At 59.0% G+C, this 25,691-nt stretch carries 24 protein-coding genes; 10 read left to right on the top strand and 14 right to left on the bottom strand.

From position 1 onward, the window contains the following. Nucleotides 1–91 precede the first annotated feature (91 nt). Complete coding sequence (locus Q669_RS18580) at nucleotides 92–1,084, bottom strand: ABC transporter permease (protein ID WP_036149976.1); 993 nt, start codon at nucleotides 1,082–1,084, stop codon at nucleotides 92–94. A 13-nt stretch (nucleotides 1,085–1,097) separates the two neighbouring features. Continuing rightward, the gene (locus Q669_RS18575) at nucleotides 1,098–2,462 is read right to left on the bottom strand and encodes a CmpA/NrtA family ABC transporter substrate-binding protein (RefSeq protein ID WP_022993434.1); all 1,365 of its coding nucleotides are present in this window, start codon (nucleotides 2,460–2,462) and stop codon (nucleotides 1,098–1,100) included. Between the two features lie 476 nt (nucleotides 2,463–2,938). Here Q669_RS18575 and Q669_RS18570 point away from each other — a divergent pair, with 476 nt between their 5' ends. Continuing rightward, nucleotides 2,939–5,614 carry a nitrate reductase gene (locus tag Q669_RS18570; protein ID WP_022993433.1) on the top strand — a complete coding sequence of 892 codons (2,676 nt, stop codon included), beginning with the start codon at nucleotides 2,939–2,941 and terminating at the stop codon, nucleotides 5,612–5,614. A 1-nt stretch (nucleotide 5,615) separates the two neighbouring features. Here Q669_RS18570 and Q669_RS18565 read toward each other — a convergent pair whose 3' ends face one another. The 8 genes from Q669_RS18565 to Q669_RS18530 form a co-directional block, all read right to left on the bottom strand. Continuing rightward, complete coding sequence (locus Q669_RS18565; protein WP_036149973.1) at nucleotides 5,616–6,323, bottom strand: hypothetical protein; 708 nt, start codon at nucleotides 6,321–6,323, stop codon at nucleotides 5,616–5,618. 120 nt (nucleotides 6,324–6,443) lie between these two features. Then, on the bottom strand, nucleotides 6,444–6,962 hold the full coding sequence (locus Q669_RS18560) for an Hcp family type VI secretion system effector (protein ID WP_011783759.1): 519 nt from the start codon (nucleotides 6,960–6,962) through the stop codon (nucleotides 6,444–6,446). A gap of 207 nt (nucleotides 6,963–7,169) precedes the next feature. After that, on the bottom strand, nucleotides 7,170–8,909 hold the full coding sequence (locus tag Q669_RS18555) for a bifunctional protein-serine/threonine kinase/phosphatase (protein ID WP_022993431.1): 1,740 nt from the start codon (nucleotides 8,907–8,909) through the stop codon (nucleotides 7,170–7,172). A gap of 58 nt (nucleotides 8,910–8,967) precedes the next feature. After that, on the bottom strand, nucleotides 8,968–9,816 hold the full coding sequence (locus Q669_RS18550; RefSeq protein ID WP_011783761.1) for a formate/nitrite transporter family protein: 849 nt from the start codon (nucleotides 9,814–9,816) through the stop codon (nucleotides 8,968–8,970). 316 nt (nucleotides 9,817–10,132) lie between these two features. Continuing rightward, on the bottom strand, nucleotides 10,133–10,870 hold the full coding sequence (locus Q669_RS18545; protein ID WP_022993430.1) for a TonB family protein: 738 nt from the start codon (nucleotides 10,868–10,870) through the stop codon (nucleotides 10,133–10,135). Next, nucleotides 10,867–11,277 (bottom strand): ExbD/TolR family protein, encoded by a 411-nt coding sequence (locus Q669_RS18540; RefSeq protein ID WP_022993429.1) that lies wholly within the window; start codon nucleotides 11,275–11,277, stop codon nucleotides 10,867–10,869. The genes Q669_RS18545 and Q669_RS18540 overlap by 4 nt, the downstream gene beginning before the upstream one ends. Continuing rightward, nucleotides 11,274–11,669, bottom strand: a complete 396-nt coding sequence (locus Q669_RS18535) for an ExbD/TolR family protein (protein ID WP_014420161.1) — start codon at nucleotides 11,667–11,669, stop codon at nucleotides 11,274–11,276. The genes Q669_RS18540 and Q669_RS18535 overlap by 4 nt, the downstream gene beginning before the upstream one ends. Continuing rightward, nucleotides 11,656–12,453, bottom strand: coding sequence for a MotA/TolQ/ExbB proton channel family protein (locus Q669_RS18530; RefSeq protein ID WP_022993428.1), 798 nt, complete (start codon nucleotides 12,451–12,453; stop codon nucleotides 11,656–11,658). Before Q669_RS18530 ends, Q669_RS18535 begins: the two co-directional genes overlap by 14 nt. A 168-nt stretch (nucleotides 12,454–12,621) precedes the next feature. On the opposite strand from Q669_RS18530, the gene Q669_RS18525 reads away from it, so the two are divergent. After that, entirely contained in the window at nucleotides 12,622–14,985 is a 2,364-nt protein-coding gene (locus Q669_RS18525) for a diguanylate cyclase domain-containing protein (RefSeq protein ID WP_022993427.1), read from the top strand. Here Q669_RS18525 and Q669_RS18520 read toward each other — a convergent pair. Then, nucleotides 14,982–15,749 carry a sulfite exporter TauE/SafE family protein gene (locus Q669_RS18520; RefSeq protein WP_022993426.1) on the bottom strand — a complete coding sequence of 256 codons (768 nt, stop codon included), beginning with the start codon at nucleotides 15,747–15,749 and terminating at the stop codon, nucleotides 14,982–14,984. The genes Q669_RS18525 and Q669_RS18520 overlap by 4 nt on opposite strands. 97 nt (nucleotides 15,750–15,846) lie before the next feature. Between Q669_RS18520 and Q669_RS18515 the strand changes: the two genes are divergently transcribed. Next, entirely contained in the window at nucleotides 15,847–17,334 is a 1,488-nt protein-coding gene (locus Q669_RS18515; protein ID WP_022993425.1) for an amidase, read from the top strand. Between the two features lie 142 nt (nucleotides 17,335–17,476). Then, nucleotides 17,477–18,088: a hypothetical protein gene (locus Q669_RS18510; RefSeq protein ID WP_022993424.1), complete on the top strand. Its 612-nt coding sequence runs from the start codon at nucleotides 17,477–17,479 to the stop codon at nucleotides 18,086–18,088. A 60-nt stretch (nucleotides 18,089–18,148) separates the two neighbouring features. On the opposite strand, the gene Q669_RS18505 is transcribed toward Q669_RS18510, so the two are convergent. Continuing rightward, nucleotides 18,149–18,709, bottom strand: a complete 561-nt coding sequence (locus tag Q669_RS18505) for a hypothetical protein (RefSeq protein ID WP_022993423.1) — start codon at nucleotides 18,707–18,709, stop codon at nucleotides 18,149–18,151. Between Q669_RS18505 and Q669_RS19665 the strand changes: the two genes are divergently transcribed. The 5 genes from Q669_RS19665 to Q669_RS18485 all read left to right on the top strand — a co-directional run bounded on the left by Q669_RS19665 (nucleotide 18,708) and on the right by Q669_RS18485 (nucleotide 22,791). Then, nucleotides 18,708–18,854, top strand: coding sequence for a hypothetical protein (locus Q669_RS19665; RefSeq protein WP_022993422.1), 147 nt, complete (start codon nucleotides 18,708–18,710; stop codon nucleotides 18,852–18,854). The two genes, Q669_RS18505 and Q669_RS19665, sit on opposite strands and share 2 nt — an antisense overlap. A 44-nt stretch (nucleotides 18,855–18,898) precedes the next feature. Then, entirely contained in the window at nucleotides 18,899–19,906 is a 1,008-nt protein-coding gene (locus tag Q669_RS18500; protein ID WP_014420170.1) for a methionine ABC transporter ATP-binding protein, read from the top strand. Next, the gene (locus Q669_RS18495; RefSeq protein ID WP_014420171.1) at nucleotides 19,906–20,583 is read left to right on the top strand and encodes a methionine ABC transporter permease; all 678 of its coding nucleotides are present in this window, start codon (nucleotides 19,906–19,908) and stop codon (nucleotides 20,581–20,583) included. The genes Q669_RS18500 and Q669_RS18495 overlap by 1 nt, the downstream gene beginning before the upstream one ends. A gap of 19 nt (nucleotides 20,584–20,602) precedes the next feature. Continuing rightward, the gene (locus Q669_RS18490; RefSeq protein ID WP_022993421.1) at nucleotides 20,603–21,385 is read left to right on the top strand and encodes a MetQ/NlpA family ABC transporter substrate-binding protein; all 783 of its coding nucleotides are present in this window, start codon (nucleotides 20,603–20,605) and stop codon (nucleotides 21,383–21,385) included. 179 nt (nucleotides 21,386–21,564) lie between these two features. Then, on the top strand, nucleotides 21,565–22,791 hold the full coding sequence (locus Q669_RS18485) for a YncE family protein (RefSeq protein WP_200861815.1): 1,227 nt from the start codon (nucleotides 21,565–21,567) through the stop codon (nucleotides 22,789–22,791). Nucleotides 22,792–22,852: 61 nt separating this feature from the next. On the opposite strand, the gene Q669_RS18480 is transcribed toward Q669_RS18485, so the two are convergent. Beyond that, nucleotides 22,853–23,506 carry a peroxiredoxin gene (locus Q669_RS18480; RefSeq protein ID WP_022993419.1) on the bottom strand — a complete coding sequence of 218 codons (654 nt, stop codon included), beginning with the start codon at nucleotides 23,504–23,506 and terminating at the stop codon, nucleotides 22,853–22,855. A gap of 184 nt (nucleotides 23,507–23,690) precedes the next feature. Next, the gene (locus tag Q669_RS18475) at nucleotides 23,691–25,052 is read right to left on the bottom strand and encodes an alanine/glycine:cation symporter family protein (protein WP_022993418.1); all 1,362 of its coding nucleotides are present in this window, start codon (nucleotides 25,050–25,052) and stop codon (nucleotides 23,691–23,693) included. Between the two features lie 198 nt (nucleotides 25,053–25,250). Between Q669_RS18475 and Q669_RS18470 the strand changes: the two genes are divergently transcribed. Then, on the top strand, nucleotides 25,251–25,682 hold the full coding sequence (locus tag Q669_RS18470) for a CBS domain-containing protein (protein ID WP_022993417.1): 432 nt from the start codon (nucleotides 25,251–25,253) through the stop codon (nucleotides 25,680–25,682). Nucleotides 25,683–25,691 lie beyond the last annotated feature (9 nt).

Here is a 25,691-nt window from a genome sequence, read left to right as displayed (position 1 = left end):
ACCGCGTGTCCCGGGAGACACTACCCACCCGGTGCGGCATGCTCCGCCGTCAGAGATTTCAGGGTTAAGTGAGGCTACAGGTAAAAGTCGGTCACTCATTCCAGGCCACCTTCCGCTGAATCAACAGCATGACCCGATCCAGCAAAAACCCGATAAACCCGATGGCCAGCACCGCCACCATAATCCGACTCAAAGACTGGCTACTGCCATTCTGGAACTCATCCCAGACAAACTTGCCCAGCCCCGGACTCTGCGCCAGCATCTCGGCGGCAATCAGCACCATCCAGGCAATGCCCAGCGACACCCGCAAGCCGGTAAAGATCATCGGCACCGACGAAGGCAACACCACCTTGCGAACGTGGGTCCAGAACGACAGCCGAAGTACCCGGGAGACGTTCAGCAGGTCGGGGTTTACTGCTGCCACTCCAACGCTGGTGTTGATCAGTGTTGGCCAAAGACTGCACAGAGTGACCGTAATCATCGAGGTCAGGAACGACTTCTCGAACATTGGATCGTCACTGACATAGGTGGCCGATACCACCATGGTCACCAGCGGCAGCCAGGCCAGCGGAGAGACCGGTTTGAAGATCTGTATCAATGGGTTCACCGCAGCCTGGAAATACCGGTTGAGGCCAAACACAATGCCCAGAGGTACTGCAATCAGCGACGCCAGGGCGAAACCGGCCAGCACCGTCAGCAGGCTGGTGACCACCTGGTCGAGAAAGGTAGGTGCGCCGGGGTAAGCCCGGATACGGACGTCTGCCTCCGGGTTGTCAGCCAGAATGCGGGCATTACGCTCCTCCTGCATGGCGATGAACTTATCGGCCCGCTCCCGCTGGCTAATATGCTCCTGCCACAGTTGTCCGGATTGTTCCCACACCTGCACCGGGCCGGGAAAGGCCCCCAGGGAGGTTTCCACCTGTGGCGCGGCCAGATGCCAGAAGCCCAGGAAGACCAGAATACCAACCAGTGGTAACAGCAGCTGCTTGCCCTGGCTGAGCCATTCGCCCGGTTGCAGACCGGAAAGTAGCTGGCGGCTGCCACTGGCCATGGACTGACTGATTCTTGCGCTTAACGTCGTCATGTCAGGCCCTCCCTTACGGTGTCTCCGACCCTTTTAGGCCGATACTGAAACGGTTGATGTAGGCATTGGGTTCGCGCGGAGTGAAAGGGACGCCGTCAATCAGCTCACCCTGCATGGGGCGTTCAAAATTCTCCTGGGCAAAGTCCGGGAAATCACTGGCGGTCATCAGGCCGTCCTCGATCAGTGACTGGGCCGCTTCGGCGTAAAGATCGCCCCGATACACCCGGGCTGCGGTCTTCATATACCAGTCGTCGGATTTTGCTTCGGGAATCTGGCCCCAGCGCCGCATCTGACTCAGGTACCAGATCGCATCAGACGGATACGGATAGGTAGCGTGGTAGCGGAAAAAGACGTTGAAATCCGGTACTTCCCGGACATCGCCCTTTTCATACTCGAAGGTACCGGTCATGGAGTTGGCAATCACTTCCCTGTCGGCTCCCACATAGCTGGGGCGGGCAAGGATGTCCACGGCGGCCTCCCGGTTGGCGTTCTGGTTTTCGTCCAGCCAGTAAGCTGCGCGGATCAGAGCCCGCAGTAACCGAAGGTGGGTATTGGGGTTCTGCTCGGCCCAGGCTTCGGTGACTCCGAACACCTTTTCCGGGTTGTTGGGCCAGATTTCATAATCGGTAATCACCGGCACACCGATGCCCTTGAAAACCGCCTGCTGATTCCAGGGCTCGCCCACGCAGTAGCCCTGGATGGTGCCTGCTTCCATGGTGGCGGGCATCTGGGGCGGCGGTGTCACGGAGAGGTGCACATCGGCCTGGAGGGTGCCGCTGGTATCGCCGCGCTGGGGCGCGTAGAAGCCGGGATTCAGGCCACCGGCGGCCAGCCAGTAACGCAGTTCGTAATTGTGGGTGGACACCGGAAACACCATGCCCATGCGGAAGCGCTCGCCGTTGGCGCGGGTCTGCTCAACCACCGGCTTCAGTGCGCTGGCTGAAATCGGGTGTTCCGGATGATCACCTTCCATTTCCAGGTTTGGTTTCATCGCTTCCCAGACGTCGTTGGACACGGTAATACCGTTGCCGTTGAGGTCCATACTGAAGGCGGTGATGATATCGGCCTGGGTGCCATAGCCTATGGATGCGCCCAGGGGTTGGCCGGCCAGCATGTGGGCACCATCCAGTTCACCGGTGATGACCCGGTCCAGCAGCACCTTCCAGTTCGCCTGGGCTTCGAGTTCTACGAATAACCCTTCGTCCATGAAGTAGCCCTGTTCCCAGGCAACCGCCAGGGGCGCCATATCCGTGAGTTTAATAAAGCCAAGCTTGAGATCGGGTTTCTCCGCCGGGCCAATATCGGCCTGGGCCAGGGAACTCAGGCCGATCAGGGTGGCGGTCAGTAAAGGTCGAACATAATGGTTCACTGTCTTCATCGTGATGCCTCTCGGTTCTCTCATTTCAGACGCGCAAAAAAAAGCGCCTGCCTCCGTTGCCGGAGAGCAGGCGCCGATGCCTGTAAATGAGAGCTGTGATGTCGTGATGGTTCACTAATCACTCAGCACAAGCCGTGCCATCCAGGACTCTTCATGTATTTCAGTAAGTTGCGGGAGCCCTGGTCGTTCCAGCAGGGGAAGCCCGTGCTTTGCGGGGGTGGTTTTGGTGCAGAAAATCGCCCTTTGCACCAAGGTGAACGCCCATCGATAGGCTTTTCAAGGAGGTCGTTTAACGGTGCACGTCGCTTCAAAACGCGCACCAGGCGCCATTCAAGGCCCTTGGAGACATCAAATCGTGCGCTGGCCCCCTAATTGCTTTCTTTTATGGCAGACAACACAGGCAACGAAGCCCTCCCCCCGGCTCTGGAAACGGAAACCGGGTGGTGGGCTTTTTTGGTTCAAGAGCGAGGAACACCATGAAACACCACGACACGCCAGCGGACTCTATTGCCACCACCTGCCCTTACTGTGGTGTTGGCTGCGGTGTTCTGGCAGCCCCTGGCCATGTCGAAGGCGATCATCGGCACCCGGCCAATGGCGGACGGCTTTGCGTCAAAGGTTCTGCCTTACACGAGACGCTGGAGGATGCCAACCGGTTGCTGGTGCCAAAGGTTGCAGGCTATGAGGTGACATGGGAGGAAGCCATTGACCGGGTCGCCGGGGCAATTTCCGACTCTGTGCGGGAGTATGGCCCGGAATCCGTGGCCTTCTATCTCTCCGGGCAGCTACTCACGGAGGATTATTACATTGCCAACAAGCTGGCAAAGGGGTTTATCGGCACACCGCATGTGGATACCAATTCCAGACTGTGCATGTCCTCGGCCGTTGCTGCACATAAGCGTGCTTTTGGCGAGGACTGTGTTCCCGGTTGCTACGAGGATCTTGAGCTGGCGGACCTGCTGGTGCTCGCGGGCAGCAACGCCGCCTGGGCCCACCCGGTACTGTACCAGCGAATGAGTGCAGCGCGCCGTCAGGGACGGAGAGTGGTGGTCATCGATCCCAGGAAGACAACGACAGCGGATCTCGCTGATCTGCACCTTCAGCTTCGCCCCGGAACCGACACCCTGTTGTTCAATGGCCTGCTGGTCTGGCTGCACGATCACGGAGCCCTGGCGGAGGACTACCTTGCCGAGCATTGTAACGGCTTCGAGGAAACCCTGGTGATCGCCCGATCCTGCGCGCCTTCTGTGCAAGCGGTGGCCAGGGGCTGCGATCTGGCAGTAAAAGAGGTGGAGTGTTTCTATCAATGGTTTGCAGACACCGGACGGACAGTGACCGCGTTTTCCCAGGGTATTAATCAGTCGGTTGCTGGTACGGATAAGGCCAACGCCATCATTAACTGCCATCTGGCTACCGGCCGGGTGGGCCGACCGGGAGCGAGCCCGTTATCGTTGACGGGACAACCCAATGCCATGGGTGGCCGTGAGGTCGGCGGGCTGGCCAATACCCTGGCAGCCCATATGGATTATGACACCCCGGGCGCCTTGCTCCGGGTTTCGGATTTCTGGCACAGCGAGCAGATGGCCCGTGGTCCCGGCCATAAAGCGGTGGACCTGTTCGAGGCAGTCCATCGGGGAGAGATCCGGGTCCTCTGGGTGATGGGCACCAACCCCGCAGTCAGCCTGCCGGGCAGTGAACGTATTCACCAGGCATTGTCCCGTTGCCAGACTCTGATTGTCTCGGATTGTGTGGCCCAGACCGATACCACGCAGTTTGCCGATATTCTCTTGCCGGCTGCCGGTTGGGGCGAGAAAGATGGAACGGTGACCAATTCCGAACGGCGCATTTCACGCCAACGCCGGTTTCTGCCCCTGCCGGAGCAGGTACGGCCGGACTGGCAGATTATTCGGGACGTTGCCTGTTCGCTGGGTCATGCTCATGCTTTCGATTACACATGCCCTGCCGATATCTTTCGCGAACATGCGGTGTTGTCCGGCTATGGTAACGGAGGCGAGCGTGTGTTCAATATCTCCGCCTTGTCTCAACTCAGCAACCAGGAGTACGACGAGCTGGCGCCGGTGCAGTGGCCGGTCACGGAGGGTAACCCCGGGGCTTGGTTGCAAACCCGTCGGCTGTTTGGGCACGGGCAATTTCCCACGCCGGATGGCCGGGCACGATTGGTGCCCGTGTCCAGTTTGCCGCCCGGGCAGCTACCTGGACCCCGGTACCCGCTGGTGGTGAATACCGGCCGAATCCGTGACCAATGGCATACCATGACCCGAACGGCCCTGGCACCCAGGCTGTTTGCCCATCGCAGCGAGCCGTTCATAGAGTTGCACCCGGCGGACATTGTCGGCTTTGGTTTGATTGAAGGTGCCCTGGCAGTGCTGCGTGGGCCGGGCAATGCAGGCTACGTTGGCCGGGTCCGGGGCAGCACCGGCCAGCGCACAGGTGAAGTGTTTGTGCCCATCCACTGGAATGGCCGGTTTGCCTCCTCTGCTTTGGCGTCCAGCCTGATCCGTCCGGTTGTGGATCCCATTTCCGGTCAGCCAGAAGGCAAGCATGGTGTGGCGACCATCCGGCCTCTGGTGACCCGCTGGCAGGCGAGGCTATTGCTGCGTGATCCCCGCCTTGCCTCGTTGGACCACACCGCTCTTGCCTACTGGAGCTGCCAGCGCCTGCCGCACAGTCACGGCTGGTGGTTCGCCGGTGGCCACGAGATGAACTGGCGGGACTGGGGGCACCGGTGTTTTTCGCGGGAACCGGAACTGGTTATGGAAGACCGAGCGAGACAGCGCTACCGGGCCGCCTGGCTTAGTGGCGATCGACTGGACGCCGTGTTGCTGGTTGAGCCCTGTGTCCAGACCATGCCGGATCTGGACTGGCTGGACAGTTGCTTTGGCAAAGGTGAGCTGGCGCCGGAACAACGCCGCTCGTTACTGGCGGCAGGCACAGTGGAAGGGGAAGCGTCAGGGCCGATTATCTGCAGTTGTTTTGGCGTGGGTGAGCACCAGATTGCCCAGGCCATTGAACAGGGCATGGCCAGCCCCGAAGCACTGGGTAAGCACCTGAAGTGTGGCACCAACTGTGGCTCCTGCCTGCCGGAGATCCAGGACCTGCTGGCCCGTACCGGGGCTCGGGAACCCGCCTGAGTCAGGCCGCGGCCGCCCGCCTAAGCAGCGACAGCGGCACCCGGTAGCGAAGGATCCGGGCATGCTGGCTGACGGTCACCGTGCAGGTCTTGCGGTTAACGCGCACCACATGGCCCCGCTTCTCGCGCCGGCCATCCCCGAACACCACCGAATCCCCCACCTGCCAGCGCCGGTACTCCGCAGCGGGACTCGGAAATTCAAAGGGTGTACTGGCTAGCTCTATCCCGCAGTCGCTGGCCAGCCCGGACAGGTGCCGTCGGGTAGCGTCGGCTGCACCGCTATGATGCAGATCGTCCAGGGCCTCATAGAAATGCTGGTTGTGAACGGAGCCGTAATGCCGTTGCCCGGCACTGTGCTGCAGCAAATGGGCAAACTCATGGCAGCAGGTATGCGCCAGCAGGTTCAGCACAGTTACCTCGCCCCCAAAATAACCCCGGCCACGGATCTCCCGGCTTGATAGCCAGCCCTGGGCGGTGGCAGGTTGATGCTTGGCGGCGATCATCCGGGCTCCGTAGGTAATCAGGTGCTGTTTCTTTCGAGGATCAAAACGGTGGTAGGTGGCCTGGCCCGAGCCGACCCGCAATGCCAGCCCGGCGCCCGGATTTGCCTGCTGAACCCAGCCTTCAGCCGGCGTCCAGAGAATGTCCCGGGTGGTCTGGCACATGAGGGTGCCAATCTGCCTTGCTGTTTGCGATTGAGTGGGGGTCACAAAATGTACCGGTGGCGCTTGATCTCGAATGTCAGGCAGCTATTTTCCAGTAATTTGCTGGTGAAAACAAAAACGGCCGGCCCGAGGGCCAGCCGTTTTCCTGCGATCGAACCTGAGGGATCAGGCTTCGACCGGGGAACGCCAGTCGTCAGCACCGGAAGTGCCGGCAACAGCGTGTTCCCAGGTAACCTTACGGTAGGCCAGGGATACTTCTACCAGCTGGGTGAACTCGGCCTTGGCCGGATCCTGGCAGTGGGGCATGTTGCAATCGATGTTGATGATGGTGGCATCTTCCAGGATGGTGGAGAAGAAGTGCTCCTGTTTGCCTTCTACGGAAGTGCGGTACCACTTCAGCTCTACCTTCGGCAGCATTTCGCCGGAAGCCAGGGCGTTGTACATCAGCGGAGTGGCTTTGTTCAGGGCCGCAGTGAACTTGAACGGCTTGTGAACACGCTGACCGGAAGGCTGGCCGGACTGGGGATCCGTTGGAACGGTAACAACGTGGCTGAATTCCTGGACCAGCACTTCGTCTTCGTGACCTTCAACGTAGATGTTGCCTACGGAATCGGAAGTGAACGCGCCAGCGGTGATGTTACCCTGGGTTTGGCCTTCGATGCTGATATAACAAGGAGTTGGCATAGTCTGCTCCATGACAATGTTGTGAATGAGTGTCCCAAGGATGTTCCCTGGACGGCATAACAGATAACAATCGCCGTGCCAGTTATTGAATGTATTGATATAACAAGTGGTTACGTGGCCTGCGGGCGATATCTGAGTGTCTTCGGGCAAGGCGTTGCTTGGCGGGCGGGCGAGCTTTTGCTGGCCGGGCAATAAATGGCCCAAGGCTCAGTTCCAGGAGCCACCGGCCAGGGAGGTTAATAGCGCCAGCAGGAGCAGGGCCGAGACGCCTTGCCAGAAACGCACCGGATGCCGCTCCATGAGAGGTGGATGGTGTCGGGCACGCCAGTCCCGTCCAGGGTGTCGGAGTTCGTAGAGCAGTTCCGACAGCGCCGGGTAGCGGCGATGGGGCTCCGGATGGGTGGCCCGGGCCAGGGTGGCATCCAGCCACGGCGGCAGGTCTTCACGCCAGGCCCTGGCGGGCCGGTATGTCAGAGCCTGTAGTTGTTTGCGAGTGCGGATGCGGGGTACATCGGTATGGTAGGGCAGGCGCCCGGTTAATAGTTGATAGATAATCACGCCCAGGGCGTACTGGTCCGACTGCCAGCTGCCGGGTTCGCCTAGAAAGAGCTCCGGCGCCGAGTAGAGGGCGGCTCCAACCGGATTGCAAGCGGCAGGCTTGCCCGTTTCTTCCAGACCGGCGACCCGGGTAGCTCCAAAATCGACCAGCATGGCCCGGCCATCCGGTGTGATCAGGACATTTTCCGGTTTCAGATCCTGGTGCACCATTTCCAGCCGGTGAAAGGCCCTGAGTCCCCGGGCAATCTGTTCGGCCAGTTGTCGCACGGTTTCCAGGTCTGGCTGCGGATGATCAAGCATCCATTGCCGCAAGGTACAACCTTCTACAAAGTCAGTAGCCAGATACAGGCAGCTTTGCGGGCGCTCCGGGGCAAAGATGGCAACCACATGGGGGCTCTGCACGCGCTGGGCAATCCAGCGTTCGGTGACAAATCGCTCCAGCTCATCCGGATACTGCCGCAACTCCATCGCCGGGAACTTAATTGCGACTTGCTTCCCGGACCTCTCATCCCTGGCCAGGTAAACGTGGCTTCGGCTGCTGATATGCAGGGCCCTGATGATTCGGTAACCATCCAGCACCTCACCGGGTGTGGGCTCGGGTGCGAAGGGCAGTTCCCGGTAGGCCTCCTGGGCGCTGGTGTCCTGTGTCCGAGAGGGTAACCGGGTTACCCGCAATACCTGGACCGTCAGGTTATCCTCACTTCCCCTTTCCAGGGCGAGTTGGGCCAGCGACCGGGCGGCGTGATCCAGATTGTCCCCGTTGTCGGCAAGGCAAAGGGTGATATCACCGGCCGAGAGCCGTTCGTAAACGCCATCGGTCATCATCAGAAACACGTCGTTCCGGTGCAGGGCGAGACAGCGATACTCGATATCCAGTTGCGGGCTCAGCCCAAGAGCCCGGTTCAGGCAGCTTTCCTCGGCCGAAAGCCAGACCCGGTGGTCGGTTGTGAGTTGTTCCAGCGTGTTGCCCTGAAGCCGGTAGATACGGGCGTCTCCCACATGAAACAGGTGCGCCGTTGCGGATTTCAGAACCAGGGCACTGAAGGTGCAGACGTAGCCCCGGTCCTGGTCATAGCGATATCGGCTTTGTCGGGTCTGGGCGTGCAGCCAGGCATTGCTTGCCCTCAGCACCCGTTCGGCTGATTGTTTCACCGACCAGCTCTCGGGGGTTGAGTAGTAGTCGCTCAGGAAACCGGCCACCGCCGCTTCACTGGCGATCTGGCTGACATTGCTGGAGCTGATGCCATCGGCAATCCCTGCCGCAATTCCCTTGCTGTGGCGCTGGTGATTGTCGGGTATCAGCAGGCCATGGAAATCCTGGTTGGCGGGTTTCCGGCCGGCGCTGCTGAATTGTCCGGCTTCTATCGTGAGCTGTTCGCAGTTGGACATGAATATGAGCCACTGAAGCCCGCCGGTGTGTGCGGCACCGGCAGGGCCTTGGTGGTAATCAGGCGCTGCGGGCGCTGACGGGTTCGCGGTAGTCTGTTGCCAGGGTGCGCTTGGGTGCGGTGCGGACGTGGGTGGCGTAAAGCGTCAGCCCAGTGAAGGACAGGCCACCTACCAGGTTGCCCAGAACGGTGGGGATCTCGTTCCAGATGAAGTAATCCATGATACTGAACTCGCCGCCCATCATCAGTGCAAACGGGAACAGGAACATGTTGACGATGGAGTGCTCAAAGCCCATGTAGAAGAACAGCATGATCGGCATCCACATGGCCAGTACCTTGCCCTGGACCGTGGTGGAGATCATCGCGCCCACCACGCCCATGGATACCATCCAGTTACACAGTACACCCCGCAGGAAGATGGTGAACCAGCCAGCCACACCATGTTCGGCATAACCCAGGGTACGGGCCTTGCCGATAGAGGCAATTTTGTCCCCGACCACTCCGGCTTCGGTGTTGAAACCGTAGGTGAAAACAAAGGCCATGATGGTGGCAACCGTCAGGGCGCCGCCGAAGTTACCCAGGAACACCCAGCCCCAGTTTCGAAGGATGCCGCGGGTATCCACCCCGGGGCGTCGGTCGAGAAGGGCCAGTGGGGTCAGCATGAACACCCCGGTGAGCAGGTCGAACCCCATCAGATAAAGCATGCAGAACCCGACCGGAAACAGCAGTGCGCCGACCAGCGGACTGCCGGTCTGTACGCCGACGGTAATGGCGAATACCGCCGCCAGTGCCAGGATGGCCCCGGCCATAAAGGCCCGGATGAGGACATCCCGGGTGGCCATGTATATTTTTGATTCACCGGCGTCCACCATCTTGGTGACGAACTCCGAAGGCATGATGTAAGACATAGTGTGTTCCCCTGATCGCTTTCTGGTTATCTGGAGCCAACAAAAAACGGCGCCCTCATTGCCTGCCCGGTAGGGGCTGGAATGAGTAGACGCCGTCGTCTGAACAGAATGTGCGCGGGCAGCCTGAATGAAGATGAACAGGCTATCTGCTGAGGATGTCTGAGCAGAGAGTGTGCCAGTGTTGGGAGCTTTCAGGGTTTGATTTAAGAATCAACAGGTTGAGTGAGGGTATCGGTTGCGGTTTCGTGCCTGCCGTGCTGGTCGGCGCACCGGCAGAGTGCGCCCTGCCTTTCCTTGGTGCCTGGCAGGGAGTGAGTCAGCGCAGATTAAAACGGACTGGCAGAGCGTAAGTGAAGGACTTGCCGCGCATGGAGTCCGGCACGGCTGGCAGTGGCGCAGCTTGCGCCAGCATGGCCAAAGCAGCATCGTCCAGCAATGAGTGCCCGGAACTGTCGCGCAGCGAGTGTTCCACCAGCGAGCCATCGCGCCGGAACTCGAAGACAATCACCGGTGTACCCTCCTGGCCTAGCCGGCGGGCACGGCGAGGATACTCGTAATAGCGCGCCAGGTGCCGGCTGAGCTTGCTCAGGTAGCTGTCTACCTGTGATGACTGACCGGCATTCTGTAAAGGTACCGCGCTTTGGTTGGTGTTACTGTCCGCTTCTTCGCCCTGAGGTTGTTCTGGGCTTTCTGCCACGGCCTCGGTGGGACTGGATTCTGGCTCCTGCGGTGTGGGGGCAGGTTCTGGTATTGGCTCAGGTTCTGGTTCTGGCACGGGTTCAGGTTTCGGTTCCGGCTTTGGCTCTGGTTTGGGCTCTGGTTTGGGTTCTGGCTTGGGCTGCGGTTCTGGCTCCGGCGCGACCTCCGGCTTTGGCTCTACCGATTTCCTGCCGGCGAGATTGATCTTGATTGCGGGGGCGGTGTTCACGGCACTGTCGCCCAGAACCGGCATCTCCAGGATTTCCTCGGGCGTGGCCAGGATTGCTGCAAGGGCGGTTGCGATCATGGCGATGATCAGGAACAGGGCCTTGGGTAGCCGACCTGCTGTTGTCATGTGGCAGGCTCCGTGAGCAGCAGAACTTCCGAATAACCGCCCTCTTCCAGAATCCTGAGCAAGTCCTCCAGCTCGGTCATGGTCAGGCTTTGATCCGCCGCAATCTTCAAGGGTACGTTCTCATCCGGAGCCGGAAGCGCGGCAAGCAGACTCTCGCGGGTCTGGTGCTTGCCTTCGACCTGCCATTGGCCATCGGCCTGAACCATCATGTCGGCCTCGGGTGCCTGCTGTTCCGGACTCTGCTCGGTACCAGGCAGTTCTGGCAGCGGTTCGTTGGTAAGTTGTCCCGCTACAATGAAAAACATCAGCAGCAGAAACACCAGATTGATCAAGGGCAGCAACGCATCTTCAACACGTTCCAGAAGGCCCTTGCCGGAGGTTGATGGAGGTGGAACCAGGTCTGTCATGAGTCAGGCGTGTTTGTACGCTTCCAGTGAGGTTCAATGCCGGCGTTATCCAGCGCACTGAGGGTCCGGGTGAAATGGGCCAGGCTGGTATCGGGCGTAGTGGCGAGATTGGCTTCGCTTACCCCTTCAGCGTTCAGCGTCGACAGCAGCTGCGCCAGGTCGAAGTCTTTCTTCTTCCAGCGTACCGTGCCATTGGCATTGACCCTGAGCTCTGGCAGGGGGGCGCCTGTGGCACTGCTCTGCTGGCCGGTATTGTTCGCCAGTTCCAGGTAATCTACCGGTAACAACCGGGTGGTAAGCATAAAGAACACCAACAGGATGAACACCACATCGATCAGTGGTGTTATCCGGATGGGGATCGGGCGGTTTGGCCGGGGGTCAACCAGCTGCATGTGCCAGCCGCTGATTATCGCCGACCGAATAACTCCGGTCCGCCTCTGCTGCCCTCTCAGGGCGGGGCTCGGCTGCCGGTGTGGCCACGTCTGCCGCTGTGGCCGTTTCGTCGCCAGGCAACACGTTGAAGACGCTGACAAGGGCACTGTTGATGGTTTTGTGAATCCGGCGCAGACGGAACTCGATCCAGGCCGCCAGCGCCGCAAAAGGAATGGCCACTACCAGGCCTGCGGCCGTCGTGGTCAACGCTTCATAGATACCACCGGACAGCTGGCTGGCGTTGGCGCGACCATCGGTCGCCGCCATCGCGCTGAATGCTTCCATCATGCCCATTACGGTACCCAGAAGGCCCAGCAAGGGGGCCAGGGCGGCAATCACTTCGATGATTTTTAACGGTGCCTCGAAAGGTTCCAGCGCCGCTTGCGCATCCCTTACGGCGGTTTCCCTTACAGCACTGATATTCGGATTGCTCTTGCTGGCGGTCATGGTGTTGACCAGCAGATGCATCAGCGGATTGGTGCGCCCGAGCAAGCCGGCGTCGGCTCTGATCTTTTCCGGGGAAGTCTGGGCCGGGGATGCCTGCCATTGCTGAACCAGGTAGCGCAACTTTCGGGTAAATCGCGGGGCATAGAAGGCTCCGAACAGCATCAGGTAAAAGAACGTGATCACGCCAATGGCAGCTATGGCGATCAGTACGATCATGACTGGGCCGCCCATTTCGACCAGTTGGCCGAGTGGCCCTTGGTCGAACAGCGATGCAGAAGTGGCAGTGATGGAATCCATACAGATATTCCCGGCGAGACGAAAATAGACCTAAATAATAACGATTATCAGTAGAATTTCAAGTCTCGATCTGACGTATCCGCCCGCCTTTGTTAGACTTTCGGTGACGTTTGCAACTATCTGGTGTTCGTGATGGGCGCCCAGAGCCTGAGAGCCTGAGCAGCGGGAGTGATTAATTTGGTCAGAAAATGGTTCGGCAGCCTGGTCAACCGAGCCGTCGCCCTGGTAGTGGTGTTTGTGGCGACATCCGCGGTTGTCATTGCGGCCATCGGGTGGCTGCTCAGTCGGGCCGAGCTGGAGGACATGGCGTATGGTCAAGTAGAAACCATTGCCGGAATGGTCGCCAGGGAACTGGATCTGAAGCTGTCGGAAAGACTGGATGTACTGACATTGGTGGCCGAAGGCTTCCGCTCTACCGAGATCGTGCTGGAAAATCGGGCCCGGGTTTTGCTGCGTAATCAGGATGCCCTGCTCCAGCTTTTCGATGCCACCTTTATTCTCGATGCCGATGGTCGGTTACTGGCAGCTTCCCCGGCGTCGTATTACGTACCCGGTTTTAATGCCTCGCAGCGCCCCTACTTCACCGATCTGGTCAGCCGGATGTCGCCCATTATCAGCGCTCCCTACATCACCGTAATTGATGAGCAGCCCGGCGTTATGGTGGCTGCGCCCCTGTTTGATGCAAACCAGCGATTCATCGGCATGATTGGCGGGCTGATTCTGCTGCAGGGCGATAATTTCATGAGTGAATTTGCCAGTGTCCGGGTGGGCCAGACCGGCTATTTGCGCCTGATAACGCAAAACGGCATCGTACTTGCTGATGGTCTGTCGGGAGAGGTGATGGTGCCCGTAAGCAAATCATCCCCCTCTTTACTGCAGGCGATGTCCGGTTTCGAGGGCACATCCCACGATCATCCAGGCCGGAAAACCGGGACCATAACCGGCTATGCGCAAATGGCGCTGGTGCCATGGTTTGTGGCCGCTGTCTGGCCCGAGCGTGAGGCCTTTGCTCCGGCACTGAGGATGACCGGTGGCTTCAGTTGGGCGTTGCTGGCGGTAGTATCAATACTGGCGCCCCTGGCTTTCTGGATCTTCTACCGGTTGTTGGCGCCGTTGCGCAATCTCGGGGTTCAGATATATCAGCGGCACACTGGTGAGCGTGAGGAGCCTGTTTCTGAGGTGGGCGGGTCGGAGATCCGCAACGTTGCCAAAGTCTTCAACCAGGTGCGGCAGGAACGGGATGAGATTTTCCGGTCACTGGCCGAACGCGAGGCCTTCTTCCGGTCCCTCACCAGCAATGCACCTATCGGCATCGTACACACGGATATCCTGGGCCGTATAGAGTTCGTGAACCCGGCGTTTCTGGATATTGTGGGGCGCCCCGAGGACTGGCTCCGCCATCGCTATCTGATTGAAACGGTGGCCAGCGAGGATCGGGACAAGGCCATGAAAGGGTGGCGCAATGTTCTGGTACGCCGCAGCTTTTTCAGGAGCCGGCTACGGTTGCTAACCCATCGTCTGCCCGGTTATGTCTGGGTGGATGTCATTACCTCGGTGATCGACCTGCCGGACCAGGCTATTGGTACCATTACCGCCGTCCGGGATGTGACTCAGGAAATGCGCTTTGAACGGGCCATTCGCGAGGAACAGCAGCGGGCGGATTCGATTCTTGATGTGCTTCAGGAAGGGGTGCTCATGGTGGATACCGAAGGCGCTATCCGCTACGCCAACGGTGCTGGCTGCAGTTTTCTGGCGCTGGACGATGACTGTGTTGGCCATAACTTTTTCGAATCCGTCACCATCCGCCACGATAATGAAGAACTGGTTTACGACACCTTTCTGGCCGGAAACGAAATCGACAATCGCTACGTAACCCTGGAAAACCTGGAGGGCCGGATCTACGACATCGATCTGACCATGCTGCATATGCGCAAAGGAGAGCGGCAGGAACGGCTGGTGTTTGTGCTCAGGGATGACAGCGAACGCCGGCGGGAAGAGGAGCGATTGTCCTGGGAGGCCACCCACGATGCGCTGACCCAGTTGCTGAACCGGCGGGCGTTTACCGCTTCATTGCTCAAAGCTTTGGCCGATGCACCCCAGCGAGAGGTTCCGGCGGTGCTGATGATGATTGACCTGGACCACTTCAAACCCGTCAATGATGAGGGGGGGCACCTGGTTGGCGATGAACTGCTGAAACGGCTGGCGGATGTGTTCAAACAGGCCGTGCGCCAGTCGGATACAGTAGCCCGCCTCGGGGGTGATGAGTTCGCTGTTTTGTTGCCAGCCTGTGGTATGGCGCGGGCAGAAACTCTGGCTGAAAGTATCCGGACAAAGGTCCAGGCGTTGAAAATCACACATGATGGTCGCAAGTTCGGCGTCACCGTCTGTATTGGCCTGACGCCGGTTTCAGCTCACGACAACGGCCCGAAAGAGGTGATGGCACGGGCTGATGAAGGCTGCTACATCGCCAAATCCCGGGGCCGGAACTGCGTAGTATCGATTGCATTGCCGGACGAAGGCGACCGGCCTTAGCCAAGCCAGCCAGCAGAACGCGCTGCCTGCCAGAGCAAGCGGAACGCCAGCAGGGTAAGTACCAGGTTGAAGGCGGTGTGGAACCACCGGTTATTGATGGATTTAAGCAGGTGCAATCCAAGCCAGGTGCCGGCAAAGCCGCAGGCGATCATGGCCAGAATAAAGAGCAGCCACTCCGAAAACACAAAACCGGCCACGCCGAATACCAGGGCCTTGGGGGCGTGCTGCAGGGTCATGGCGGTGCCAAAGGTGGCGACAGTGCGGAAGCGATCGGTGTGAATCTGCTTGATAAACGCCGCCACCAGGGGGCCGGTAGCGCCCACGAACAGACTCACGAAACTGGTGATGGCAGAAGCGATAAACACGCCGAACGGGCCAAAAGAGGCCTTGGGCAACCCGGGGCCCCAGCACAGGTAAAGCACGAACAGGGCAATGCTCAGTTGCCACAGATGAGCCGGTAGATCCACCAGTAACCAGGCACCCAGTGCGGCCCCTGCCAGCACGCCTGGGGCGAAGGCGGCGATCACCTTCCAGTCGATATGATGCCGGGTCAGTATGGCCCGGCCACTGTTGGAACCGAGCTGGATCATGCCGTGCACAGGAATGATCGCCGCCGTTGGCAGCCAGGATGCCATCAGTACCAGCAGCAGGACACCGCCGCCTGCGCCCAGGGTGGCGGTTATCATGGAGGTAACCGCTGAAGCCATCAGCAGGAACACCATCACGCTGGTGCTCAGGGCTTCCGGAAACACGATCAGGCTCATGGAACTCACTCTGGTATTGGCGTAAGCTCCTGAGTTTCCGGTTTATAACGGGAATGTCCAGGGGACTTTCGCCGAAGAACAACAAGCAGGGTTGCCAATGAAACCGTCCGAATATCTCCGTTACGATGCCACGGCCCTGGCCGATCTGATTCGCCGGGGTGAAGTCACCTCCCGGGAAGTGACCGAGGCCGCTATCGACCGTGCCAGCGCCGTGAACCCGCGCCTGAATGCCATCTGCCACCCGCAGTTTGCGGAGGCCATGGATCAGGATTTTCCTGCACAGGGCCCCTTCGCCGGGGTGCCCTTGTTGCTCAAGGATCTGGCACAGGAACAGGCCGGGCATCCGTGTACATACGGCAGCCGGGCTCTGCTGAAGAACGTGGCCACGCGGGATTCCCAGTTTGTGCGCCGTGCCCGGGAGGCCGGGCTGGTTTTTCTTGGCCGCACGGCAACCCCGGAATTCGGCCTCAAGGCCGTGACCGAATCGGCGTTGTGGGGCCCCAGCCGTAACCCCTGGGATACCGAGCGCACGCCGGGTGGCTCCAGCGGCGGTTCTGGTGCTGCGGTCGCGGCTGGCATTGTGCCCATGGCGGGTGCCAACGATGGCGGCGGCTCCATTCGTATTCCGGCCGCCTACAATGGCTTGTTCGGGCTCAAACCGTCCCGGGGCCGGATTTCGGTTGGCCCATACGCTGGTGAGGCCTGGACCGGCGCTTCTACCGATCATGTGGTTTCCCGCACGGTCCGGGACAGCGCCGCGATGCTGGATGTGCTTTCCGGCCCGGCCAGTGGCGACCCGTTTACCATTCCACAGCCATCGGCCCCATGGGCGGACCTGATGCAGCAGTCACCGGGCCGCCTCAAAATCGGCGTATTTACCTCGTCACCCTATGACACTGAGGTGGCGCCGGAATGCGTCGCCGCAGTCGAAGAAACGGCTCGCCTGCTAGAATCCCTGGGCCACGACGTAGAATACGCGCGCCCGGAATTCGATGGACTCGCCCTTGCCCGTTGCTACCTGGCGCTGTATTTCGGTGAGGTGTCTGCCCTCATGGAGCGCGCGAAAACCGAATTCGGCGCCACCGATCGGGATTTTGAGCTGGAAACCCGGCTGCTGGGCATGCTCGGGCGCACCATGCCGCTGCCGGACTATGTTCGCCTGCGCCAGCAGTGGAACGATTTCGCCCGGGCCCTCGGGGCCTATTTCGATCGTTTTGATCTTTATCTGTGTCCCACCACTGGCCAGTTACCGGCCCGGATCGGACAAATGGATACACCTGCTCACCTGAAGCTGGTGGCGCGGCTGATGCTGGGCCTGAAAGCCGGAAAGTTGGTGCACAGAAGTGGACAGGTAGACCAGATGGCCCTGGAAAGCCTGGCCAGGACACCGTTCACCCAGCTGGCCAACCTCACGGGAACGCCGGCGATGTCAGTACCCATGCACTGGACCCGTGAGGGGCTGCCGGTGGGTGTGCAGTTCGGGGCCGCCCATGGTGGTGAAGATCGCCTGCTGCAGGTTGCAGCCCAGCTGGAAGAGGCCAATCCGTGGTTCAGTAACTACGAGCGCCTTGAGGATGCTTTCTGACGTTGAAGAAAAAACCTTCTCCGGGGGTTGTGATCCGCGGTGGCCAACTCCACGTTTATCTTTCCATGTGGAACAGGCTATGCTGTAAGTCAGGGACACCGGTTCCTGACCACCCTGATGGCATCGAGGAGGCGAGCATCTTATGAACCAATCGATGGCAATCGACGATCTGGTATCCGTAGCGCAGGCTGAAGCCATGGGGGAACTGGACGCCCCGATGATGGCGATTGTCCTGTCCAGTGATCAGAGCTACGACCTTCCCATCAACTCACTGGAGACCGATGCCGACAAGGCTCGCTGGGGGCTTATTCTGAGAGCAGCCAGGGAACATGTGGAGGCCGACGCGGTCGCGGTACTCTACCCGGCCTGGACCACCATCCGCCGCAAACCGGCCGAAGGCCAGCCCGAGCCGGAGCAGGTGGCGGCTGATGACGATGCCCAGGATGACGATAACGGCCCCATCGACACCCTGTTCGTCCAACTTCATACCCGTGATCGCATCTACTGGCGGGGTTTCGAGCAGATCCGCGACCCGCGCCACCAACGCATTATCGGCTTCCGCCGGATCAAGGCGCTGTCTACTGACTACGATCGGGACAACGCGCCGTCCGTGGCCTCCTGGCTGAGCACATTGTTCGAGCCACTGCCGGATGAGGGCGAGGAAACCGACGTGGATCGGGAACTGGCGGATCTGCTGGAAGAGCCCGAAGTCAGTGCGGCGTTATACCCAAGGCAGATGCGTTCACTGCACTAACCTTTCTTGGTGCCGGCCCTTGGCTTTCAGCGAGCCTGTCAACGCCGGAACTTTCCCCAGTCAGCGGTCGTAGGGTACGCCCTCGGTCTGCTTTCGAGGCTCATAGACGGCGCAGGGGCCATGGGGTAGCAGTGGCCCGAGTGGGCCGGTGCCGTCTTTCTTGATGATGAAGTGCTCGCGCCATTCTTCGGTGCCGCGGCCACCTACCTTGCGCGGTACCAGCAATTCGCCGGAGCGGTCAGTCATCAGCAGGGCCACGCGCTGCATGCCGATGGCCCGGTGAATGCCCTCGATTACCAGCTGGCAGACCTCGTTAATGTCCGGTTTTTCCGCCAGGGTCTGGGTCAGCTCCCGCAGAATCTGCAGTTGCAGATCGGAGTCCATGGCCTGGGCGTCGGGGGCCGATTCCTGGTTGCCCGGCAGCAGGGCCGTCACTTGCGGGATGCCGAGAGAAACCGCCACTTTGGTGGCCTCCTGGGCATTCACCTTGAGCTGGTCACGGATGGCGGCGGGTGTCTCGCCGATGTTCATCAGCAAATCGCCGATAAAGACTTCTTCAAGGGCGTGCTCGGTGCGTTTGGGCATCAGACAGCGGGCCTGTACCGCGGCATGAATCGCCATGGACTTCACGGCATCAAAGCCGATCAGCGTGATGGCCCGGCTGACCGTGCTGACCTGGGTGCGGGTCTGTCAGGTACCTTTTGGTGTAAGGGCAACTACCCACCTGCCGGCCACCGGGCGGGATTCGGGTTTGACTGCTGAATAGGCTATAATCGCCGGTTTTTAACGACGCATCTGCAGGCACTGATCGTGATTGTATTTGACCAGGTAGAAAAGTCGTACCAGGTGGCTGGCCGGGCGATCCCCGCGCTGCATCCCACCAGTATGACCATTGAGACCGGTGAGGTGTTCGGCATCGTCGGCCACTCCGGCGCGGGCAAATCGACCCTTGTCCGACTGATCAACAAACTGGAACCCTCCACCGGCGGTCGCATCCTGATCGACGACGAGGACATCACCCGCTACAGCGCCGCAGAGTTGCGGGCCTTCCGACGCAAAGTGGGCATGATTTTCCAGCATTTCAATCTGCTGTCGTCCAAGACGGTGGCTGACAATATTGCCTTCCCGATGAAGCTGGCGGGCATTTATTCCAAGGCTGAAATTCGCAGTCGGGTGGATGAGCTGCTGGCACGGGTGAGCCTGAGCGATCATGCCAACAAATATCCGTCCCAGTTGTCTGGCGGGCAGAAACAGCGGGTAGGCATTGCCCGCGCTCTGGCCTGCAGACCGACTATTTTGCTGTGCGATGAAGCCACCAGCGCCCTGGACCCACAAACCACCCAGTCGGTACTGAAGCTACTGGCGGACATCAACAAGGAACTGGGCCTGACTATTGTGCTGATTACCCACGAGATGGATGTGGTGCGCCGTGTCTGTGACCGGGTGGCGGTGATGGATGCCGGCCGTGTGGTGGAAATGGGGCCGGTCAGTGAAGTCTTTCTGCACCCCCAGCACCCGACCACCCGGGATTTTGTGTTCGAAAGCGAAAACGTCGATCGCGATGAGTTGCAGGAAGATCTGCAGAAAGCCGAGGGTCGTATTCTGCGACTGACGTTCAAGGGGGAATCCACGTACAAACCGTTGCTTGGTAGTGTTGCCCGGGAATCCGGTGTGGATTTCAGTATTCTCTCGGGCAGGATTGATCACATCAAGGACACGCCCTACGGCCAGTTGACCCTGTCGTTGGTGGGCGGCGATCTGGAGGTCGCCATGAAAGCGCTGGAAGCCGCTGAAGTTCATGTGGAGGTGGTGCGCTGATGGAAGCCTTGATGGAAAGCCTTATGGGGAACGTGGACTGGGCCGAAATTGGCTGGGCCAGTTGGGATACCCTGGTGATGGTGGGCATGTCGCTGTTGTTCAGCGTATTGATTGGCTTGCCCATAGGTGTGCTGTTGTTCCTGACCGGCAAGCGTCAGTTGCTGGAACAGCCGGTGGCCTACGCCATCCTGTCGTTTATTGTGAACGTGCTGCGCTCTGTGCCCTTCATCATCCTGCTGATTGTGATGATCCCGTTCACGGTAATGCTGATCGGCACCTCCCTGGGTGTGGCCGGCGCGATTCCCCCGTTGGTGGCCGGTGGTGCTCCGTTCTTTGCCCGCCTGGTGGAAACCTCCTTGCGGGAGGTGGACCGGGGCATTATTGAAGCAACCCAGGCCATGGGTGCGAATGTCCGACAGATCATCTTTGGTGCCTTGCTGCCGGAGGCACTTCCCGGCATTATCGCGGGCATTACGGTAACGGCCATTACTCTGGTGTCTTACGCAGCCATGTCTGGCGTTATTGGTGGCGGCGGCCTTGGTGACCTGGCAATCCGGTTCGGTTACCAGCGGTTCCAGACCGACGTCATGGTGATTACTGTGGCCCTGCTGGTGATCTTTGTGCAGGTGTTGCAGATGGCGGGCGATCGCCTGGTTCTGTATTTCAGCCGTAAATAATTAACGCAGGAGATTTGTTATGAACCTGAAGAAAACTCTGGTGGCCCTGGCCGCTGTTGCAACCTTCTCGACCGCTGCTTCGGCAGAACAACTGTCCGTGGCCGCGACTCCGGTACCCCACGCCGAGCTGCTGGAATTCGTGAAGCCGGCCTTGGCGGAACAGGGTGTGGAGCTGGATGTAAAGGTGTTCACCGACTACGTGCAGCCCAACATCCAGGTTGATCAGAAGCGTATGGATGCCAACTTCTTCCAGCACCAGCCGTACCTGGATGAGTTCAACGACGGCCGTGGCACCAACCTGGTGACTGTGACCGGCGTTCACGTGGAGCCGTTCGGCGCCTACTCCAGCAAGATCGAGTCTCTGGACGAGCTGAAAGAAGGTGCGGTTGTAGCCATCCCCAACGACCCCACCAACGGTGGACGTGCTCTGCTGCTGCTGCAGAAAGCGGGCCTGATTACCCTGAAGGACGAAAGCAAGATCACTGCGACCCCGCGTGATATTGCCGACAACCCCAAAGACCTGGACTTCAAGGAACTGGAAGCGGCGACCCTGCCGCGTATCCTGAACCAGGTGGACCTGGCGCTGATCAACACCAACTACGCGCTGGAAGCGGGCCTGAACCCGTCTGAAGATGCTCTGGTGATCGAAGGCTCCGAGTCTCCGTACGTGAACATCCTGGTCGCCCGTCCGGACAACAAGGACAGCGAAGCCATGCAGAAGCTGGCCAATGCGTTGAAATCAGATGCGGTGAAGGATTTCATTATGGAGAAGTATGAAGGTGCGGTTGTTCCGGCGTTCTGATACCGGCAGTTAAGCCTCACTCACGAAAGGACAGGGTAAAACCTGTCCTTTTTTTATACCTGGAATTGACCGAAATGACGCAGCTGCTGTCGCTTGCGTCATGTGCGCGATTGATCAAAAAAGGTACAAGTGTTCGCCGAGTTGATAAATAGCAAAAACAATAGTTCGGAGAGCTCACCATGATACGAATGAAGCAGCCTCGCGCCCGCCGCGGTATTCAGGCATTGCTGCTTGCGTCGTCTCTTGCGCTGGCCGGTACACCAGCAGTGGCCCAGGAGAACACGCGTGATGTCATTTTTGTTGGCAACAACTGGGAAGGCATGATCGATGTGATTGATGCCGAGACCTATACCAGCCTGGGGCGCATCAATGGCATCCCCGACAAGCGCCAACGTATGACTGAAATTCTCTTCAACCCGATACGACTCGTGTTCTTTAAAGCGGTACGTTACCTGATTGGCGAAGGTAACGATCAGTATGTGGACGATATGTACAGTTCTCCGGATGGCCGGCTGCTGATTGTCTCCCGCCCGAGTTTTGCCGATGTGGTTGCCATCGAAACCGGGACCGGGAAAATCGCCTGGCGTTTTCAGGTGGAGGGTTACCGTTCCGATCACATGGCTCTGTCGCCAGACGGCACCCGGGTCGCCGTTTCGGCCTCTACCGGCAATGTGGTTCACGTGTTGGATGTGAATACCGGGAACGAGATTGGTCGCTTCCCTACCGGGAATTCTCCCCATGAAAATGTCTATTCCCGGGATGGCAGCAAGATCTACCACGCCAGCATTGGCCATGTATTCACACCGCTGGACAAGAATCTGCTGGATTTCACCAAGGGTGAGCGCCGCTTTCAGGTGGTGGATGCCAACTCACTGGAGATCATTGAACAGTTCGATTTTGCCGATAAGTTGAAGGCGGCCGGCCTGGGCAAGCTGAGCCCGGCCATCCGGCCCATGGCTCATACTCCGGATGAACGTTTCTTCTATTTTCAGTTGTCGTTCCTGCACGGCTTCGTGGAGTACGACATGGAAGAAGGCGTGGTCACCCGATTGGCCGAGTTACCCAATCTTGTGCCGGACCTGCCCCGGGAACTCTACATCAATGATTCGGCTCACCACGGCATTGCCATGAATGGCGACGGAGATGCTCTGTGTGTGGCAGGTACGATGAGTGATTACCTGGCGATCGTGGACCGCGAAACGTTTGATTATCAGTTACTGACTGGCCTCGGCGAGAAGCCTTATTGGGTAACGACCAATGAAGCGGGCGACCGTTGTTACGTCTCCTGGAGCGGTACCGACCAGATGTCAGTGATTGATATCGATACTGCGACTGAATTGGCGCGGGTCGATGTCGGAGATCATCCTCAGAGGATCCGGGAAGGGCAGGTACCGGCACATTGGTAAGTGCCGGTGAAGAGGGCAGGTTTGAACCTGCCCTCCGATAACTTCAACGCAACAGAGTGGATCAGTCACCACTCCAGTTAGCACGTGGGTCTGGTGTCATCCGCAGGTAGGACTTCACGGCTTTGTAGCCTTTCGGGAAGCGTTTTTTGATCTCATCTTCATCCTGCAGGGACGGCACAATCACCACATCGCTGCCACTCTCCCAGTTGCCGGGTGTGGCCACGCGGTGTTCGTCGGTCAGTTGCAGGGAATCGATTACCCGCAGCACTTCATTGAAGTTACGACCGGTGGATGCCGGGTAGGTGATGATCAGTCGAACCTTCTTGTTCGGGTCGATGATAAACAGCGAACGCACGGTCAGGCTGTCGTTGGCGTTCGGGTGGATCATGTCGTACTTCTCGGACACCTGGCGGTCGTGGTCTGCAATGATCGGGAAGTTGACCGTGCAGCCCTGAGTTTCGTTGATGTCCTTGATCCAGTCGTGGTGAGAATCGACCGGGTCGACACTCAAGGCAATGGCCTTGACGTTACGCTTGGCAAACTCGTCTTTGAGCTTGGCAGTCAGGCCCAGCTCGGTGGTGCACACCGGGGTGAAGTCGGCCGGGTGGGAAAACAGCACGCCCCAGCTATTGCCTAGCCACTCGTGAAAGCGAATGCGGCCCTCGGTGGAATCCTGTTCAAAATCGGGTGCAGTATCTCCAAGACGCAGACTCATACTTAATCTCCTTCGACACGGTTGTTGGCAAATTCGTGTATTGCGCCGGCGTTGCCCGCCGTTGTTGTCTGATCAGTGTATACGAGTAACTGTGGTGATGGATGCGCCAGTTACAAGGGGGACTTGATCTGGCGCATCCAACGGATCGCTCACATCCTTGTGAGCGTCTTGCATAGACAGGGTATTACTCCACGCCCAGAGCCTTCTGCTTCTCGAAGTGCTCCCTGGTCAGTCGGAACACTACCGGGCTCAACAGCAGCAGGGCGATCAGGTTGGGCAGTGCCATCATGGCGTTCAGGGTGTCGGCCACCAGCCAGATAAAGCCCAGGTTGATGGTGGCGCCCACCGGAATGGCCACAATCCACAGTACCCGGTAAGGCAGAATGGCCTTCACACCGAACAGGAATTCAATACAGCGCTCGCCGTAGAAAGACCAGCCAATGATGGTGGTGAACGCGAAGATCGCCAGGGCAATCGCCACCACGTAGTTACCAAAGCCCGGCAGGCCGGTTTCAAAGGCCAGGGACGTGAGTGCGGCACCGGTTTCACCGGACGTCCAGGCACCGGAGGTGATGATCACCAGACCAGTGATGGAACAGACAATGATGGTGTCGATGAAGGTGCCCAGCATGGCCACCATGCCCTGCTTGACCGGGTTTTTGGTTTGTGCTGCCGCGTGGGCGATGGGGGCAGAGCCCAGACCTGCTTCGTTAGAGAAGATGCCCCGGGCCACACCAAAGCGGATGGCTGCCCAGACTGCAGCACCGGCAAACCCGCCCTCGGCTGCAGCCGGGCTGAAGGCATAGCTGAATACCATGCTGATGGCTTCCGGAATCTGGTTGGCGTTGATGGCCAGTACGATCAGGCCAATCAGCACATAGGACACAGCCATAAACGGCACCAGCGCACTGGCTACCTGGCCGATACGCTTGATACCGCCAATCAGTACCATGCCCACCAGTACCATCAGGATCACACCGGTTACCCAGTGGGGCAGGCCAAAATTGGTTTCCAGCACATCGGCGACGGAGTTGGCCTGAACCGTGTTACCGATGCCAAAGGCGGCCACAGAGGCAAACACCGCAAACAGGATGCCTAGCCAGGCCCACTTGCTGCCAAGGCCGTTACGGATGTAATACATGGGGCCGCCCACGTGGTTGCCGCGCTCGTCCACTTCCCGGAAGCGAACCGCCAGAACGGCTTCTGAATATTTGGTGGCCATGCCTACCAGGGCTGTGAGCCACATCCAGAACAGCGCTCCGGGGCCGCCGAGGAAGACTGCGGTGGCAACACCGGCAATGTTACCGGTACCCACGGTGGCAGACAGTGCAGTCATCAGGGCCTGGAACGGGGGAATATCGCCGTCGTCCTCGTCACCGCGGGCCCGGCCGCTCCACATCAGGCGGAAACCGGCCCCCAGTTTCATGATCGGCATCAATTTCAGGCCAATACTCAGAAACAGGCCGACGCCCAGAATCATCACCAGCATGGGAGGGCCCCATACCAGTCCGTTGATTTCACTTACAAAATTGGAAATGGCTTCCATGGGTTCTCCCACTGTTTACCACGGATGAATCAGGATTATTGAGCCCTGAAAGGGCATAACCCATTGAGTTTAGTCGACAATTATCCGATGTAAACCGTTTTCATAACGCCGGTTTTTCATTTCTGTGTGCTTTGCCTATGTTTAGGGTATGGAAGTGCTCAATCGGGCACCGTTATTCTGTCTGAAAGGAAGTTGTCGATGCGCTCATTGAAAATATCTGAAGTGATGTGGAACCACATTGAACCGATACGCTGTGGTACGCCGGTCACCAGGGTGGTGAAAGCCCTGCTGGCCAATCATGTTACCGGTTTGCCGGTGGTGGATGATCATCGCCGTGTGCTGGGCTTTGTCTCGGAACAGGACTGTATACACTCGCTGCTGGTCAGCAACTACCACCACGAAGGTGATCCCATTGTGGATGACGTGATGTTCCGGCAGCCGATGACGGTATCGCCGGACATGTCGGTGGTGGATCTGGCCCAGAATCTTGGGGCCGGTAAGCCAAAAGTGTACCCGGTGGTTGATCATGGCAAGCTGGTTGGTATCGTAACGCGTACTGCCATTCTTGCGGAATTTGCCAAGTCCGGTTTCAGTATCGACAAACCCAGCTATGCCGGGGCTGAAGACTGATCGCTAACC

The sequence above is a fragment of the Marinobacter sp. C1S70 genome, from assembly GCF_000475355.1.
Taxonomy (GTDB): Bacteria; Pseudomonadota; Gammaproteobacteria; order Pseudomonadales; family Oleiphilaceae; genus Marinobacter; species Marinobacter nauticus.
The sequence above is the reverse complement of the archived record's forward strand: the minus strand, read 5'-3'. Positions and strand labels throughout refer to the sequence as shown.

Excerpts from the sequence above, each read along its gene's own strand:
- Q669_RS18490 (WP_022993421.1), top strand. The coding sequence starts at position 20,603 with ATGAACCTGAAGAAAACTCTGGTGGCCCTGGCCGCTGTTGCAACCTTC.
- Q669_RS18570 (WP_022993433.1), top strand. The coding sequence starts at position 2,939 with ATGAAACACCACGACACGCCAGCGGACTCTATTGCCACCACCTGCCCT.
- Q669_RS18550 (WP_011783761.1), bottom strand. The coding sequence starts at position 9,816 with ATGTCTTACATCATGCCTTCGGAGTTCGTCACCAAGATGGTGGACGCC.
- Q669_RS18505 (WP_022993423.1), bottom strand. The coding sequence starts at position 18,709 with ATGGCGATTCATGCCGCGGTACAGGCCCGCTGTCTGATGCCCAAACGC.
- Q669_RS18560 (WP_011783759.1), bottom strand. The coding sequence starts at position 6,962 with ATGCCAACTCCTTGTTATATCAGCATCGAAGGCCAAACCCAGGGTAAC.
- Q669_RS18510 (WP_022993424.1), top strand. The coding sequence starts at position 17,477 with ATGAACCAATCGATGGCAATCGACGATCTGGTATCCGTAGCGCAGGCT.
- Q669_RS18540 (WP_022993429.1), bottom strand. The coding sequence starts at position 11,277 with ATGACAGACCTGGTTCCACCTCCATCAACCTCCGGCAAGGGCCTTCTG.
- Q669_RS18575 (WP_022993434.1), bottom strand. The coding sequence starts at position 2,462 with ATGAAGACAGTGAACCATTATGTTCGACCTTTACTGACCGCCACCCTG.
- Q669_RS18485 (WP_200861815.1), top strand. The coding sequence starts at position 21,565 with ATGATACGAATGAAGCAGCCTCGCGCCCGCCGCGGTATTCAGGCATTG.
- Q669_RS18470 (WP_022993417.1), top strand. The coding sequence starts at position 25,251 with ATGCGCTCATTGAAAATATCTGAAGTGATGTGGAACCACATTGAACCG.
- Q669_RS18475 (WP_022993418.1), bottom strand. The coding sequence starts at position 25,052 with ATGGAAGCCATTTCCAATTTTGTAAGTGAAATCAACGGACTGGTATGG.
- Q669_RS18515 (WP_022993425.1), top strand. The coding sequence starts at position 15,847 with ATGAAACCGTCCGAATATCTCCGTTACGATGCCACGGCCCTGGCCGAT.
- Q669_RS18535 (WP_014420161.1), bottom strand. The coding sequence starts at position 11,669 with ATGCAGCTGGTTGACCCCCGGCCAAACCGCCCGATCCCCATCCGGATA.
- Q669_RS19665 (WP_022993422.1), top strand. The coding sequence starts at position 18,708 with ATGGACTTCACGGCATCAAAGCCGATCAGCGTGATGGCCCGGCTGACC.
- Q669_RS18545 (WP_022993430.1), bottom strand. The coding sequence starts at position 10,870 with ATGACAACAGCAGGTCGGCTACCCAAGGCCCTGTTCCTGATCATCGCC.
- Q669_RS18480 (WP_022993419.1), bottom strand. The coding sequence starts at position 23,506 with ATGAGTCTGCGTCTTGGAGATACTGCACCCGATTTTGAACAGGATTCC.
- Q669_RS18580 (WP_036149976.1), bottom strand. The coding sequence starts at position 1,084 with ATGACGACGTTAAGCGCAAGAATCAGTCAGTCCATGGCCAGTGGCAGC.
- Q669_RS18555 (WP_022993431.1), bottom strand. The coding sequence starts at position 8,909 with ATGTCCAACTGCGAACAGCTCACGATAGAAGCCGGACAATTCAGCAGC.
- Q669_RS18520 (WP_022993426.1), bottom strand. The coding sequence starts at position 15,749 with ATGAGCCTGATCGTGTTTCCGGAAGCCCTGAGCACCAGCGTGATGGTG.
- Q669_RS18495 (WP_014420171.1), top strand. The coding sequence starts at position 19,906 with ATGGAAGCCTTGATGGAAAGCCTTATGGGGAACGTGGACTGGGCCGAA.
- Q669_RS18530 (WP_022993428.1), bottom strand. The coding sequence starts at position 12,453 with ATGGATTCCATCACTGCCACTTCTGCATCGCTGTTCGACCAAGGGCCA.